19 protein-coding genes are annotated in these 14,153 nt (G+C 42.7%); 14 read left to right on the forward strand and 5 right to left on the reverse strand.

The window, feature by feature from the left end; translation table 11 throughout:
* Positions 1-27 precede the first annotated feature (27 nt).
* The 13 genes from arsA (at position 28) to B5771_RS13500 (ending at position 9,148) form a co-directional block, all read left to right on the forward strand.
* Positions 28-1,764, forward strand: a complete 1,737-nt coding sequence (gene arsA / locus B5771_RS13440) for an arsenical pump-driving ATPase (protein ID WP_088187978.1) — start codon at positions 28-30, stop codon at positions 1,762-1,764.
* A 224-nt stretch (positions 1,765-1,988) separates the two neighbouring features.
* Positions 1,989-2,357: a hypothetical protein gene (locus B5771_RS13445; RefSeq protein ID WP_088187979.1), complete on the forward strand. Its 369-nt coding sequence runs from the start codon at positions 1,989-1,991 to the stop codon at positions 2,355-2,357.
* Between the two features lie 300 nt (positions 2,358-2,657).
* Positions 2,658-2,903 (forward strand): thioredoxin family protein, encoded by a 246-nt coding sequence (locus tag B5771_RS13450; protein WP_088187980.1) that lies wholly within the window; start codon positions 2,658-2,660, stop codon positions 2,901-2,903.
* Between the two features lie 14 nt (positions 2,904-2,917).
* Positions 2,918-3,934, forward strand: coding sequence for a permease (locus B5771_RS13455; RefSeq protein WP_088187981.1), 1,017 nt, complete (start codon positions 2,918-2,920; stop codon positions 3,932-3,934).
* A gap of 32 nt (positions 3,935-3,966) precedes the next feature.
* Positions 3,967-4,353, forward strand: coding sequence for a metalloregulator ArsR/SmtB family transcription factor (locus B5771_RS13460; RefSeq protein ID WP_140417736.1), 387 nt, complete (start codon positions 3,967-3,969; stop codon positions 4,351-4,353).
* Between the two features lie 21 nt (positions 4,354-4,374).
* Positions 4,375-4,842 (forward strand): (2Fe-2S)-binding protein, encoded by a 468-nt coding sequence (locus B5771_RS13465; RefSeq protein WP_207652700.1) that lies wholly within the window; start codon positions 4,375-4,377, stop codon positions 4,840-4,842.
* Between the two features lie 3 nt (positions 4,843-4,845).
* Positions 4,846-5,172 (forward strand): YnfA family protein, encoded by a 327-nt coding sequence (locus tag B5771_RS13470; protein ID WP_088187982.1) that lies wholly within the window; start codon positions 4,846-4,848, stop codon positions 5,170-5,172.
* Between the two features lie 15 nt (positions 5,173-5,187).
* Positions 5,188-5,553 (forward strand): putative zinc-binding protein, encoded by a 366-nt coding sequence (locus B5771_RS13475; RefSeq protein WP_242966835.1) that lies wholly within the window; start codon positions 5,188-5,190, stop codon positions 5,551-5,553.
* Positions 5,554-6,015: 462 nt separating this feature from the next.
* The gene (locus tag B5771_RS13480) at positions 6,016-6,345 is read left to right on the forward strand and encodes a hypothetical protein (protein WP_207652701.1); all 330 of its coding nucleotides are present in this window, start codon (positions 6,016-6,018) and stop codon (positions 6,343-6,345) included.
* A gap of 268 nt (positions 6,346-6,613) precedes the next feature.
* Positions 6,614-7,093: a permease gene (locus B5771_RS13485; protein WP_088187984.1), complete on the forward strand. Its 480-nt coding sequence runs from the start codon at positions 6,614-6,616 to the stop codon at positions 7,091-7,093.
* The gene (locus B5771_RS13490; RefSeq protein ID WP_088187985.1) at positions 7,090-7,626 is read left to right on the forward strand and encodes a permease; all 537 of its coding nucleotides are present in this window, start codon (positions 7,090-7,092) and stop codon (positions 7,624-7,626) included. Before B5771_RS13485 ends, B5771_RS13490 begins: the two co-directional genes overlap by 4 nt.
* A gap of 44 nt (positions 7,627-7,670) precedes the next feature.
* Positions 7,671-7,937, forward strand: coding sequence for a DUF3343 domain-containing protein (locus B5771_RS13495; RefSeq protein WP_088187986.1), 267 nt, complete (start codon positions 7,671-7,673; stop codon positions 7,935-7,937).
* A 53-nt stretch (positions 7,938-7,990) separates the two neighbouring features.
* Positions 7,991-9,148, forward strand: coding sequence for an aminotransferase class V-fold PLP-dependent enzyme (locus tag B5771_RS13500; RefSeq protein WP_088187987.1), 1,158 nt, complete (start codon positions 7,991-7,993; stop codon positions 9,146-9,148).
* A gap of 125 nt (positions 9,149-9,273) precedes the next feature.
* Here B5771_RS13500 and B5771_RS13505 read toward each other — a convergent pair whose 3' ends face one another.
* The 5 genes from B5771_RS13505 to B5771_RS13525 all read right to left on the reverse strand — a co-directional run bounded on the left by B5771_RS13505 (position 9,274) and on the right by B5771_RS13525 (position 13,356).
* Positions 9,274-10,332 (reverse strand): cation diffusion facilitator family transporter, encoded by a 1,059-nt coding sequence (locus B5771_RS13505; RefSeq protein WP_088187988.1) that lies wholly within the window; start codon positions 10,330-10,332, stop codon positions 9,274-9,276.
* Between the two features lie 120 nt (positions 10,333-10,452).
* On the reverse strand, positions 10,453-10,821 hold the full coding sequence (locus tag B5771_RS13510) for a metalloregulator ArsR/SmtB family transcription factor (RefSeq protein ID WP_242966836.1): 369 nt from the start codon (positions 10,819-10,821) through the stop codon (positions 10,453-10,455).
* A 69-nt stretch (positions 10,822-10,890) separates the two neighbouring features.
* Complete coding sequence (locus B5771_RS13515) at positions 10,891-12,312, reverse strand: MFS transporter (protein ID WP_088187990.1); 1,422 nt, start codon at positions 12,310-12,312, stop codon at positions 10,891-10,893.
* Positions 12,313-12,325: 13 nt separating this feature from the next.
* A complete protein-coding gene (locus B5771_RS13520) occupies positions 12,326-12,880 on the reverse strand; it encodes a putative zinc-binding protein (protein ID WP_088187991.1) in 555 nt (184 codons plus the stop codon).
* A gap of 98 nt (positions 12,881-12,978) precedes the next feature.
* Positions 12,979-13,356, reverse strand: coding sequence for a carboxymuconolactone decarboxylase family protein (locus tag B5771_RS13525; protein WP_207652702.1), 378 nt, complete (start codon positions 13,354-13,356; stop codon positions 12,979-12,981).
* A gap of 284 nt (positions 13,357-13,640) precedes the next feature.
* Here B5771_RS13525 and tatA point away from each other — a divergent pair, with 284 nt between their 5' ends.
* Positions 13,641-13,853, forward strand: a complete 213-nt coding sequence (gene tatA, locus B5771_RS13530) for a twin-arginine translocase TatA/TatE family subunit (protein WP_088188065.1) — start codon at positions 13,641-13,643, stop codon at positions 13,851-13,853.
* The last annotated feature ends 300 nt before the right edge of the window (positions 13,854-14,153 follow it).

Raw genomic sequence — 14,153 nt, forward strand, 5'->3', positions numbered from 1 at the left:
GAGTTCCGGAAATGAGGGTGACAAACAATGCAGATTTTCAATCCACAGAAAATTACGCTGACAAAGTATTTATTTTATACCGGCAAAGGGGGCGTCGGGAAAACCTCCACCGCTTGTGCAACGGCCGTGAATCTTGCCGACAGTGGGAAGAAGGTGCTGCTCATCAGCACGGATCCTGCTTCAAACTTGCAGGATGTTTTTGAGACGGAGTTGACGAATAAAGGGGTTCCCGTTAAGGAAGTACCGAATCTCATCGTAGCTAACCTTGATCCCCTCCAGGCGGCAGCAGAATACAGAGAAAGTGTCATCTCTCCGTATCGCGGTAAACTGCCCGATGCGGTGCTTAACAATATGGAGGAACAACTTTCCGGTTCTTGTACGGTGGAAATTGCTGCTTTTAATGAGTTTTCCAACTTTATAACGGATGAAAAAACACAATTAGACTTCGACCATGTTATATTTGATACCGCTCCAACAGGGCATACCCTCAGAATGCTTCAATTACCTTCGGCCTGGAGCAATTTTATCAGTGAAAGCACCCATGGTGCCTCCTGTTTAGGACAGCTTTCCGGTTTGGAAGACAAAAAAGAGATTTATAAAAAGGCAGTGGAAACCTTAGCCGACGGCAATCTGACGACCCTCATTCTTGTATCCCGTCCTGAAACAGCACCTCTTAAAGAAGCTGAACGAGCGTCGAAAGAGCTGGCGGATATTGGTGTCAACAATCAGGTAATGATCCTAAATGGTGTATTGACCTCATACGATGATCGTATTTCTGAAAGTCTCTATCACAAGCAGCAGAAAGCGCTGGCCGATATGCCCCAGGGGTTGCAATCCCTCACTATTTTCACCGTGCCGCTCAGAGCGTATAACATTACAGGTATGGAGAATGTAAGAGCCTTGCTGACTAAGGATAATTATATCGTCCGCGAGGAACGGTTACAGGCTCAGGCAATCCCTCAGCTTAAGGATGTTATTGAGGATCTCCATCATACCCATAAAAAGGTCATCTTTACCATGGGCAAGGGGGGAGTGGGTAAGACGACCATTGCAGCAGCCATTGCCATGGGATTGTCCGCTAGGGGTAAAAAGGTACACCTTACCACTACTGATCCTGCGGCACATCTCAAATTTGTGATCGAAGAGACCTACGGCATCACTATGAGTCATATTGATGAGCAGGCAGAATTGGAAAAATATCAAGAGGAAGTGCTTGCCAAGGCCAGAGAAACCATGTCCGAAGAGGATATAGCCTATATCGAGGAGGATTTGCGCTCTCCTTGTACCCAGGAAATCGCCGTATTCAGAGCTTTTGCTCAAATTGTGGAAAAGGCAGAAGATCAAGTCGTTGTCATCGACACGGCACCGACTGGTCATACGCTTTTGCTGCTGGACTCCACGCAGAGCTACCACAAGGAGATCCAACGTTCCCAAGGGGATATTCCCGAATCTGTGGTCAAGCTGCTGCCACGATTGCGTAATGCCGACGAAACCGAGGTCATCATTGTTACTCTTGCGGAAGCTACACCCGTGTATGAAGCAATGCGTCTGGAGGAGGATTTGCAACGGGCGGATATAGCCACCAAATGGTGGGTTATCAATTCCTCGCTGTATCATACCGGGACAACGAATCAACTGTTGTCCGCTAAGGCTAGCAATGAGATCGAGTGGATCAACAAAGTTGATACACATTCGAAGGGGAATTTTGCCGTTATCGCTTGGAGTGCTGAGGAGATCAAAGGAGATAAGCTGCTTACCCTCTAATCTAACTGAATGGAAATTAGGACCATTAGGTAATCGAATCAACCTGAGGAACAGCATGAGTTCCTCGGGTTGACCTGATTTTAAGGGTAGTTCATGTAGGTATAGAGTTATAAGAAATAATGGTATAAAATAGTATACTATGATTATATTTACAACTATGTTATTATAAAATAGTAATAATTAAACAACATTAAATAGTTATAGAAAGGGTGGGGAAATGACTAATGCAAATTACTGACGAAATGACTAAGTGGATAAAGGAATTATCTGAAACCAAAGGCTATATCTGTCATGGCTTGGTTAATTACCAGAAGGGTGTTTCTGCAGTCAACGAAGAATCAGATCCAAGTGATCCAGCAAATTTTTTCCCACAGCAATGTACTACTATATTGAAGACGTTAGGGACATCCTTGAATAATCTTGATGGAGGAATACCCGATAAACTTATAGTTGAAGCATCAAAAATGACCATGATTATTTTCCCTGTGAATGATACTTATTTTTGTGGAGTGGGTTTGACGCCAGGAACGGAGACTGCTGGTGCAATTAAGAAACTAACTGAATTACGTGCTGCCTTTAGTAAAGCATTGTAATTTTATGATGCTCCCTCAAGATTTAACAAAAGTTGCTAGAGAGTTTTTCGTTTTGGCGAGAGACTCTCATATTTTCTTGTTTCGCATTTTCTCTTTTCTTTCTTAAAACGAAAGGCTCGTTTACTTATCCCTGGTTAATTCTTTTTTGCGTTCATTTGTCATCTTTATGGTTTGTACCATTATTTAATCTATAAAAAAATATATTTATATATTGAAATATCTAAATATAAAAGTATACTAAAGATAAGACTAAGACTTAATAAAACTACTACCCTTACTTTTGAAAGGATGTGCAAAACAATGGAAATCAAGATTCTAAGTACAGGCGGATGTGCCAATTGCAAGGAAATGGAACAGCTTGTTTTGGAGGTGCTAAAGGAAACAAAAATTGCGGCCGAGCTAATTAAGGTAACGGAAATTAAAGAAATCATGTCCTTCGGAGTGATGTCTACTCCAAGTTTGGTCATTAATAACAAAGTGAAGATTGCTGGCAAAGTGCCCCCCAAGAACACGATTAAAGAACTTATTATGAGCGAAGATGCTTAAAGAAGGTGACTTATATGTGGCAAGCTTTTGTGGATTATTTTGTCTACCATGTCATGGGGTTATCTCCTAAGAGTAATTTAGGTTCAGCTTTAGACTTTTTTATCTATGATACTGTGAAGATTTTTTTAATGTTAGCGGTAATCATTTTCCTAGTTTCCGTTATCCGAAGTTTTTTTCCACCGGAGAAGACCAGGAAAATCCTCAGTGGCAAGCGAGAGGTAAGGGTTAATACAGCCGACGGAGCCGATGCCGTAACCGTCGCTGCAGAAAGCAGCTTACGCGAGTTTATCGGGAATATCCTGGCGGCCCTGTTGGGCATAGTAACGCCCTTTTGCTCCTGTTCTGCGGTCCCGGTTTTCATTGGTTTTGTAGAGGCGGGTGTGCCATTGGGGGTAACTTTTTCTTTCCTCATCTCCTCACCAATGGTCAATGAAGTGGCTCTTATCATGCTCTGGGGAATGTTTGGTTGGAAAATCGCTGCAATATATATTTCGACCGGAGTTTTTGTAGCTATCATCGGTGGGATAATAATAGGCAGGCTTAAATTGGAACACCAGGTTGAGGATTATGTCTATGACATCAAGATGGGGGAAAATGAGTTAGTTAAGTTGACCTGGAAAGAAAGGGTGGACTACGCCTGGGGTTATGTTCAGGATATTTTGAAAAAGGTTTGGCTATATGTACTCATTGGGATTGCCATCGGCGGTTTTATGCATGGCTATGCACCTGCTGATTTTTTGGTTAAATATGCCGGGAAAGACAACCTGTTTGCTGTACCTTTAGCCGTCGCAATTGGCGTACCGCTTTATTCCAATGCTGCAGGAATCATCCCGATTGTCAATGTTTTGATGGAAAAAGGAATGGCCTTAGGCACGGTACTCGCCTTCATGATGGCTGTGACCGCTCTGAGCTTGCCTGAGATGATTATTTTACGTAAAGTCTTAAAGCCGAAGTTGATTGGAATATTTATTGGGATTATGACCGTAACGATTATTTTTGTGGGTTATCTCTTTAATGCCATTATGGCGTAGCCTAATTTACTAAGTTCAAGGAGGTGGAACGTTTGGGCCGACTAAGGAAAATTGCTGAATTCTATAGTGCTCTAGCGGATGAAACAAGGCTAACCATTCTAGAAATGTTAACAAAGCAAGAAATGTGTGTCTGCGAGCTCATTGTTGGGGTAAGTCTGTCTCAACCGGCAGTCTCCCACCATCTGAAAATCCTCAGGCAAGCAGAATTAATTAACGCCAAGAAGGAAGGTAAATGGGTTTATTATTCTCTCAATGCCGATGTTCTTCAATCACTATTTCCTGAAGATGAACCTTCTGTCTTCAAAGACTATGCTGAACCCATTCGAAGCTTGTGCAATCAAAGACCGACTCCATCCCCCTTGCACAGTAAAAATGCAGCTTGTTTGCTTAAATTAGAAGGGAATGAGTTTGAAGACTGATAGAAAGATGGTGAAAAAGTAGTGGATTGTTGTGCTCTTCAAATCGAACCAATAAACTTTGACTTAGGGTTTACTTGCCCGGAGTGCGGTGATAAAGGCAGACCCATAAAAATTATTACGTTGAAAAGTCTGTTAGTACCAAGTGCCTTAGCTAAACTAGAACCTTCAGCTTCTTACAAAATGTGTACCAACAAAGCTTGTTCCGTAGTTTATTTTAACGAAAGACAAGGGGTATTTAAAACGATAGACATCAAAGTCGAAGTCTACACAAAAAGCGAGGATGAAGACTGCCCAGTTTGTTACTGTTTCGGCTGGACTAAAAAAAGAGTGCTGCAAGAATTTAAGGAAACGGGCAGAGCTACCGCCTTAGAGGAGATTACTGCTCATACGAAGGCTGGCCGATGTGGGTGTGATGTAAATAACCCCGAGGGTTCTTGCTGCCTCAGTAACGTAAAATGTCTCTTGGAGTCAATTACTAAGGAGAGCTAAATCATGTTTAACGCCATGATACTTTTTATTCTCGCTGGTTTAGCGGAAATAGGGGGAGGTTACCTGGTTTGGCTATGGCTCAGGGAAGCCAAGTCATTTTGGTATGGAATTCTAGGAGGACTCATTCTCATACTTTACGGCGTCATACCCACCTTACAGAGGTTTCCTGACTTTGGCAGAGTTTATGCCGCCTATGGAGGAATTTTTATCTTTCTTGCCGTATTATGGGGCTGGGGAATTGATCATAAAGTACCGGATATTTACGATTGGATCGGGGCTGCAATATGTTTAGTTGGTGTTTCTATAATATTGTGGGCGCCACGTCATTAGAGTGCATCGAAAGGGATGGTTACAATTATGAATATCGGGATTTTCCCATGTCAAGGTCGTTGTAACGTCAGTATGATGACAAAAACGGTGGCTGAATTTTTCGTAGATGACGAAATAATACGCGTACTACCCCATGTAGGTTTACCTCTTGACAATGAAAGTGTTATTCACGAAAAGTTTATTGCCCTAAATGGCTGCCCGGCAAAATGTGCTTCTAAGGAATTTGAGATAGCGAGAATTAAACCACATGAAGAAATCGTCATGACTAAGGATTTTGATCCAAAAAATAACGAAAAATATGCAGAGTTATTAAATATTGATGAAGAGGTATCCTTAGTTCAGGAAGTGATCGAACGATTATTGGGTTCGACTGTTGTCTGAATTAGGACCGCTAGGTAATTGAATTAACCCGAGGTACCGGTACACGAGTTCCCCGGGTTAATTCAGTTTCTAAATGATATTTTTAGAAAGTGAACTTGCTCACTATTTTGGCCAAGAAGGGTATTACCATCAGATAATTTACCCTTGGCGTTATGTAGATCGAATAAATGCTTAGCTATCGCAAGTCCTAGTCTTGTGCCAAGGCCTTGACGGGATTTATCGACTTTGTAGAAACGGTCCAAAGGAAGGAGAGTTAATCGGCAGCAATACCATACCCTTGATCACGAATGATGATGGGTAACATATTCTTCTGAATTATTCTCGCTTAGACACAAAGGGGTGATCCGGTGAATATACATCATAATTTCAATAGGTAATTATCAGAAGCACAAAATTTCCAAAATTATGATAATATTATTGCGTAACAAATCTGAGAAACAATTAACGGGGGAGGGGAGACGCGTGGTTCAAGTGGATGTGTTCGGAATCCGCGAAGAGGCTCCGTCTGGTTTGTGCAGTTGCGGTGGAGCCTGTGGGTCAACGACGGAAAAGACCATGGGGGAAATGTTTGAGGATTTGGTCCGGTTTTGTCAGGAAAGTGATTTAGCTTCTAACATAAAATTGCGGTTCATTGATGTTTTTGAAGATGATCTAAAGGGCTACGATACTGAGCACACAATGTTTAAGAACGGATTTGCTTTACCACTGGTTGCGGTTAACGGGGTGGTACGCTTTTATGGCGGAATCAGCCACAGTAGGGTCTATGATGAGGTTAAGAAGATTTGCCAATAGTAATAGGGGAAGGTCAGATCAGCGTCAGTTTTCAAGCAGGAGATCTCTCCCGGGTTAAAGTACCGATTAAGAAGTTTGCCTAATGGTTAAGTACGATGTGAAGAAGTAATGTAACAACCTTGAACTATCTAAATCAAGGGTTAGCAACAAACATCAATGTTTGTTGCTAACCCTTGATTATTTCTATGCAGATATTGACAGAGAAGGTAATGGGAGTATTATTATAAGTATATTATAATTTAATAATATTAAGAAGGGGAGTTGGACTATGTTTACGATTTTGATGTATATAGCAGCTTTCGGCTTTCTTGTCCTTTCCTTTATAAAGGATAAGAAAAAGACCTATATGGCCTTAAAAAAGGCCTGGAAATCGTTTGAAAATATCCTGCCTCAGTTCTTGGCTATTTTAGTGATTATAGGGATCATGCTGGCGGTTTTGAGTCCTGAAGTGATTTCGGGATTAATCGGAGAAAAATCCGGGTGGTTAGGGATGTTGATGGCTTCTCTGGTCGGTTCTGTTACTTTGATACCTGGATTTGTAGCTTTTCCTTTAGCGTCAGCTTTATTGAAAAACGGTGCTGGTTTCATGCAAATTGCCGTATTTATTTCAACCCTCATGATGGTTGGCATCGTGACCATCCCTTTAGAGATCAAGTATTTCGGTAGAAAAGCTGCACTACTCAGAAATAGCTTAGCCTTCGCCTTCTCGTTTATCGTAGCCATTGCAATCGGGGTGGTGCTGAGATGAAAATGCTGCTTAAACGCTATAAGTATTTCTTAGTACTGCTCGTCATTAATATCGTCGTTTATTGTTTGTATCCAACAGTCGGTCAAAAGTCTGCTGAGATCACTTGGAGCAATACGGTGGAAATGCTTTCGGTTATTCCACCCATATTTATTCTGTTAGGTCTCTTAGATGTCTGGGTACAACGAGAAACAATGATCAAGTTGATGGGCGAGAAATCAGGAATCCTGGGCATTCTCATCGCATTCTTCTTAGGTTCGGCCGCGGCCGGACCGTTATATGCAGCGTTTCCTATTGCTGGAGTACTCCTGCAGAAGGGGAGCAAGTTTTCTAACGTCTTAATTTTTATTGGGGCCTGGTCAACCACTAAAATACCGATGCTTTTATTTGAGGCTTCTTCCATGGGGTGGAAGTTTATGATGACTCGATTTGTCATCGATATACCGGGGATTATGTTAATTGCCTATATCACGGCCAAAATACTTAATGAAAAAGAAAAGCAATACATCTATGATCAGGCGGGTAACGTTGCTTAAGACAGCTAAGGGGAAATGTTCTTCGCAGTAAGGGGGGAATTATGATGTTATACGGAAAATTAAAAGAGTATAGGGCTGTAATCACGTTCCCATCGTTAACGGAGGCATTGGGAGCAGAGAAGGTCCTCACTCGGTTCGATTGTCCTTTTGCCAGTATTCCGACTCCACGAAGTTTAAGATCCGGCTGTAATACGTCATTGTGCTTTCCCTTGGAGCGCAAAGCAATTGTCGATGAAGTGATTGATGATGGAGTCGTTCTGACGGGAGCGTATGAAGCACGCGAGGATGGATTTTTCTCATTAGTATGGTGACGATGATTTAAGCAAATACAAAATCCGGTTGTTCAGAAAGGAGTTGAAAACTCATGATTTACTTAGATAATGCGGCAACGACTTGGCCGAAGCCAAAACAAGTTGTGGAGGCTATCGAAGAGGCCCTTGTAACTAAAATGGGAAATGCCGGCCGAGGTGGACATGGCGCAGCAATGAAGATGGCCAGGTTGATCTATCAGACGAGAGAAGACTTGTGTGTTTTATTCGGTACAGATGATCCGAAGAGAGTTGTCTTTACTCAAAATGCCACTCATGCTTTGAATCAAGCCTTATTTGGACTGTTGCAGCCGGGGGATCATGTTATTACGTCTTCGATCGAACATAATGCAGTGGCCAGACCACTTTTCTCCTTGAAAAATCGCGGGGTAGAGTTAAGCGAAATTCCCGGGACGCTAGGAGGAGAGTTCAATCTTGAGGCCTACGACAAAGCTTTTCAACCCAATACCAAGTTAGTGGTAACCTTACATGCCTCAAATGTCACCGGAACATTGTTACCGATCAGAGAAATTGGTCAAATTGCTCATGAGCATGGGGCGTTATATTTATTAGATGCTGCGCAAACGGCAGGGGTTTTTTCTATTGATTTAGGACGCCTTGACGTGGACTTACTTGCTTTTCCGGGACATAAAGGCCTTTTAGGACCTCAAGGAACTGGCGGGCTCATTTTCAAGCCGGGAATTCACTTGGAGCCATTAATTTATGGTGGCACTGGGAGCCTCTCCGAAGAGGACCGTCAGCCGGAATTTCTGCCGGATGCCTTGGAGAGCGGTACACTGAACGGTCCAGGAATTGCTGGACTAGGGGCGGGCGTGCGCTACATCCTAGACCAGGGAATCGATCGGATACGGGTAAGAGAACAGGAACTTTGCCGGAAATTATGGAACGGTTTACAGGAGATTCCGGAGGTTAAGCTTTATGGAAGCGACATGGTGGAGCGACGGTCACCCATTGTGGCTTTTAACATTGGAGAACTAGATTCCGTGGAAACCGCCTTTGCTTTAGAAGAAGAAGCAGAAATAGTTGCCCGAGCAGGGCTGCATTGTGCGGCCCATGCCCATAGGATGCTCGGAACCCTAAGTCAGGGAGTTGTTCGCTTTAGCCCTTCCCATTTCACGAGTGAGGAAGAACTTGAAACTGTACTGCAGGTAGTGAGAAAGGTCGCAAGCGAATACTCGACATCATTGGTATAGCATGATTAGTATTCATCCCAAGCGGCGAACAGATGCATCTTTACAGTTGGTATAGATGCACCTGTTATTTATTCCAAATTCCCTTGCGGTTGCGTTCTATGAAAGTAAATTGTTCGCAAAAATGTTTACTCGGCTTTTCTCCAGAGAGTTTCCTGACAAAGGAGTGCATTACAGCCGCAGGGAAATGTTTCAAACTCGACTTCGATGGTTGTATGTGAAATTCCGAACTTTTCAAGAATATAAGCTTTTAATTGTTGCATTATTTCCCTGCTCTGATCCAGAGAGCTATTGGAATCAATCACAAGGTGACAACTAAGGGCAACTCGTTCCGGAGTCACACTCCAGACATGAAGATCGTGGATATCTTTAGTACCGGGCAGGGTGCGAATGAACGATAATAAACGATCAAATTCGAAATTGCTCGGAGCCCCTTCCATTAAAATGTGCAGCGTTTCTTTTACGATCTTCCAGGCATTCCAAGCAATCAGAAGAGCAATTAAAACGGAGATGATTGGATCAATAACATACCAGTGAGTAAATTGCATGAGCACTGCACCAAAGATGACACCGGCCGAGGCTGCAGCATCCCCTAAGACATGGAGCAGGGCCGAGCGGACATTGAGGTTATCTTCCCCTCCCCGGAAGCCTAAAGCAATTGCTAGATTAACGAGCACACCAACGCCCGCGCTCAAATACATAATGGTGCTTTCAACGGGTTGGGGATATTGAAAACGGTAAAAAGCCTCATAAAGAATTACGAAGGCAATAATAATCAGGGTAAGAGAATTGGCTAAAGCCGCTAAAATTCCAGTGCGATGGTAGCCGAACGTTTTATCAAGAGTCGGAGATTTCTGCGCTTGGACGGCCGCAAACCAAGCAAGACCTAAGGCGGCAACATCAGTCAGTACGTGACCGGCATCACTGAGCAGGGCTAAGCTATTCGCTAAGCTTCCTCCAATCACTTCAACAGCCAAAATTAAGAAAGTAGCAAAAAAGGCCCATTTTAACTTCGTTCCTGTGGCATGAACATGCCCTCCAAGAGCACCATGGTTGTGTCCGTGATGATCATGGCCAATATCAAGTTGATTCTGAGTATAGTCATGGTCATGAATGTGGTTGTGCTCATGCTCATGCTTATGGTTATGGTTATGAGTTCCAATATCGAAATTGTTGGGTTTTGACATTCAATTTTCCCTCCCTCTATAAATATCAAATTTTTAGTTTTATTGTTTCTTTTATAAATATGTTTAGGTTATATGAATATTAAGACATACGTTTGAATGTAAAGTTAAAAAATATAACACCTAAAACGTAGGAAGGTGGTTGCTATGGTCGAGCGCTTTCTCTAAGATGATCTTGACGTGTTTGTCGTAAAGGTTATAACGAACAAGCTTTCCTTCTTTGCTAGACCGGGCGAGACCCATTGACTTTAGCAGCCGCAAATGATGGGAAGCCGCAGAGATGGTCAAATCTGTAAGCTGAGCAATCTCATAGACGCAAAGATCTGGTTTCAGAAGCAGGGCATAAATAATCTTAACGCGTGTTTTATCAGCCAGAGCGTTGAAAAGAGGAGTCACTCGCTTAATCTGTTCGACAGAGTGTACCAGCTCATTTAAACGTTGCGGAGTTTGGCAATCTGTATGGCAGAAGTGGTGATGGCCAAGAAAGTTCAAAATGACTCCTCCTCTCAGATATTTTGAGTTTCAAATTGTGAACACTATGCGCAGATTATTGATAAGGTATCATTGATTCTTAGGAATTCTTTTGTCACCGCGATTGAGAGAGAACAGGGAACCGATAATACTTAACCCAGCAGCTATATAGTAAACGATCGCAGAGCTGGGTAAAAAAGCGGCGACATAAGGAAGGGAAGTTCTGGAGTTCATACCATACTGAAAAATCGCGACCGAAAGAGTGATCCCTAAGACCATCCCTAAGTTTTTGACTAATTGGCTGATGCCAGAGGCTACGCCCAATTTATTTTTGGGTACTGCACCCATAATGCAGGAATTGTTGGGGGCTTGGAAAAGACCCAAGGAGGCTCCCATACCAAAGACAGCGAGGATAACTTGAATAACCGGAGTTTTTTCGCCGACATTGGCCAAGAGGACCAAAGCGAAGGCATTAAGAATCATGCCGCTGCTGGTTAGAAACGTATAGCCGATTTTGTCAGAGAGCCGCCCGGCAAAGGTCGCCATAATCGCCATGCCAAGAGGAAAGGCCATCATAAACAGTCCTGCCAGCTGCGGCGTGTATCCCAAGACCTTCTGGTAATAAAAGGGAAGGAGTACCGTACTGGAATACATGGTGATGAAGGAGATTAGTGCAGCCACGATAGATGTCCAGAAAATACGCATTTTAAAGAGCTCGAAATCTAAAATGGGGTTGAGCGCTTTTCTTTCCTGAAAATAGACAGCGATCAGACAGAGGAGAAAGATTGTACTGCTCGTCAGAATTGGTGTAGAGAACCAACCAAAATCATTGAGATTAGAAACACAGTAGATAAAGCTAACCATCCCAATGATGACGTAAATAGCTCCCCAAGTGTCAAACTTTTTACTATTGCGGGTTTTACCATGATCTGCCGGGATAATAAAATGCGAGGCTAAGAAACCAGTGGCTGCAACCATAGCGATAAGCAAAAAAATCATTCGCCATCCCCAAAGTCCGATCACAATCCCGCCGAGCGAAGGCCCGGCTAAGCTCCCTATAGCTGCTACTGAGCCAAGGAAACCAATGTTTTTCCCGCGTTGTTCAGGGGGATAATTTTCCGTGGCGATCGCTAAGCCGTTAGCCATGATCATGGCTCCCCCGACTCCTTGCAAGACTCGGGTAAAGATCAAGAGATAGACATTATTGCTGATTATGCAGAGAAGAGAAAAAATGCCAACTAACGCAAACCCGCCGTTATAAATTCTCTTCCGGCCGAACATATCGGCTAAAGTCCCAAAAATCAGAAGCAGCGCGGACATGGTGAGCAAATAAACGGAGGGTACCCACTGAATCATGGACAAACTGACCTTGAATTCCGCAGCCATACGTGGGAGTCCGACGTTTACGACTCCACCGTCAAAGGTGGAGAGAAAGGCGCCTGTGGCAACACAGGCTAATACATAGGAACGTTTTTGTTTAGCTGCCGGTAAGGGAGATACAGGAGAAGACATATTCCTAACCTCCTTAGTCAATGCTGAGAACGGCTTGGACCACAGCATTCGTTACTTGTTTAATTGCGCTCGAATCACTGAGCCGAAAGTTTTTAGGAACATTTAAATCTTTACTGACAATAAGATGCTGATCAACCTTGAGCTCGGCCTTTTCTAAGGTTCTTTTAGCACAGGACATCGGACATCCATCTACGGCGACAATTCCTCGAGCGTTTTTAGCACCATTCATCATATTTTTCAAGCCGGCGGATATACTGGCTAGGCAAAGGAGTGCGACACGGTTATAGCCTAAGATATCAGCTGTTTCCACACAGCCTGTGACGGTGGACTGCCCAACATTTGAAGCCCCTGCGCAATAAAACAGGGCAACAGGGCTCTTTTTCTCTTCAACTTCTTTTCCTTCTGTAATGGCATTCATATAGGGAAGGTACCAATTCGTGTCTTTGTCTCCCTCAGGCTTAGGTGAGCCGGAGGAGTCGGAAACGCTTGTGTTCGGGAGATTTTTCACTAAGTTATCTTGGAGAGATTCTCCACTTTGACAGGAGCATCGTACATTATTGTCTGACATATAAATACACCTCTTTAAATTTTTATGGTTTACAAGACTGTAGTTTACCCAGGAATGATTGGAAAATGTCGATCATTCCTGGGTTGGGTCGGAAGGTTTTACTCTTGAGGGAAGATGCGCAGCCCAGTATTAACTCGGTTCATGCCGGTTGCACTGTCAATGACCGCGATAACTTCTAAGAGTTCTTCATCGGTAACCCCCATGTTTTTGAGCTGTTTGCTGAAGTTGGCAATGCACATATCTGAGCCGTTGTTGATGGATGTAGTTAAGGCAATCAGCATTTTTGTTTTAGCGTCGATTTTCCCGGGAGCCATTGCTGTTTTCATTTTCATGAGCGTCGCTTTCATGTAATCGGGAAAATTGGCTAAAGCGCGAAACGTCGGAGGAACCATCCCTTTTTCTTTCTCAAGGTTCGCAAACACTTGTTTTACTTCTGGGGATGCCTCTTGATCTTGGATAAGCTTTACTGTTGACATGAGTTTTGCCTCCTCTTTTTTTAATGCCATAAATTTAGAGTATTTGTGAAGAACTACATGGCATTTGCCTTATTATTATATTAGTAAATTCTAATATAATAATTTTATCACTTTATTTTTTAAAAACAAGAGGTATCCTATGATTATTTTTTAGCTTCGCTTAGATTCTCGGTGTCGGGAATTTTCATGGATATTAAACAGATAAATGTCAGGGTTTTCACGTATAGCAAAGAAGGTTTATTTCGTTTATGCTTAATACATCTATAGAAACGGAGGCGGGAGATGTGTTAATTTCTTTCGGTTTTCTAGCTCCAACCGAATTGATTGTTGTTCTGGTTGTTGCTCTAATCATCTTTGGTCCAGGCAAGTTGCCGGAGTTAGGCAAATCTTTAGGCAGAGGAATCAATGAGTTTAAAACGGCTTCTCAAGAACCTATTAAAATAGTTGAATCTATAGGGACTCAGAAAGATACCGCTAAAGATAGTGAAGAAGGGTAATCATTAACAGATCGCCATAAAAAAACACAATCGTCCTCACTCCACTTTGATTGTGAAAGGAGGACGCTTTTTGATTCTAGTAGTATTTATAAATATTAGGGTTTTCCCTTACAGGGACTAGCATTTATCCTAGTTTTCAATTATCATATCATTTCTTATAATTGAATTTATAGTCGTTATTCTTGAGGGGCAGGGTATTAAAGACTCTATGAGGACAATGAAAAAGAAGTGGACTCATAAACAAGATAACAGACAAGATACCTTAATAAGCATAGGATAACTCGAAGTGAATTTTTTCGT

The sequence above is a fragment of the Desulfosporosinus sp. FKA genome (assembly GCF_002196785.1).
Classification (GTDB): Bacteria; Bacillota; Desulfitobacteriia; order Desulfitobacteriales; family Desulfitobacteriaceae; genus Desulfosporosinus; species Desulfosporosinus acididurans.

What these genes read in the sequence shown, in the direction of transcription:
- B5771_RS13525 (WP_207652702.1), bottom strand. Translation starts at nt 13,356, where the DNA reads ATGTCAACAGTAAAGCTTATCCAAGATCAAGAGGCATCCCCAGAAGTA.
- B5771_RS13515 (WP_088187990.1), bottom strand. Translation starts at nt 12,312, where the DNA reads ATGTCTTCTCCTGTATCTCCCTTACCGGCAGCTAAACAAAAACGTTCC.
- B5771_RS13485 (WP_088187984.1), top strand. Translation starts at nt 6,614, where the DNA reads ATGTTTACGATTTTGATGTATATAGCAGCTTTCGGCTTTCTTGTCCTT.
- B5771_RS13495 (WP_088187986.1), top strand. Translation starts at nt 7,671, where the DNA reads ATGTTATACGGAAAATTAAAAGAGTATAGGGCTGTAATCACGTTCCCA.
- B5771_RS13505 (WP_088187988.1), bottom strand. Translation starts at nt 10,332, where the DNA reads ATGTCAAAACCCAACAATTTCGATATTGGAACTCATAACCATAACCAT.
- B5771_RS13520 (WP_088187991.1), bottom strand. Translation starts at nt 12,880, where the DNA reads ATGTCAGACAATAATGTACGATGCTCCTGTCAAAGTGGAGAATCTCTC.
- B5771_RS13445 (WP_088187979.1), top strand. Translation starts at nt 1,989, where the DNA reads ATGCAAATTACTGACGAAATGACTAAGTGGATAAAGGAATTATCTGAA.
- B5771_RS13500 (WP_088187987.1), top strand. Translation starts at nt 7,991, where the DNA reads ATGATTTACTTAGATAATGCGGCAACGACTTGGCCGAAGCCAAAACAA.
- B5771_RS13455 (WP_088187981.1), top strand. Translation starts at nt 2,918, where the DNA reads ATGTGGCAAGCTTTTGTGGATTATTTTGTCTACCATGTCATGGGGTTA.
- arsA (WP_088187978.1), top strand. Translation starts at nt 28, where the DNA reads ATGCAGATTTTCAATCCACAGAAAATTACGCTGACAAAGTATTTATTT.
- B5771_RS13475 (WP_242966835.1), top strand. Translation starts at nt 5,188, where the DNA reads ATGGTTACAATTATGAATATCGGGATTTTCCCATGTCAAGGTCGTTGT.
- B5771_RS13450 (WP_088187980.1), top strand. Translation starts at nt 2,658, where the DNA reads ATGGAAATCAAGATTCTAAGTACAGGCGGATGTGCCAATTGCAAGGAA.
- B5771_RS13470 (WP_088187982.1), top strand. Translation starts at nt 4,846, where the DNA reads ATGTTTAACGCCATGATACTTTTTATTCTCGCTGGTTTAGCGGAAATA.
- B5771_RS13490 (WP_088187985.1), top strand. Translation starts at nt 7,090, where the DNA reads ATGAAAATGCTGCTTAAACGCTATAAGTATTTCTTAGTACTGCTCGTC.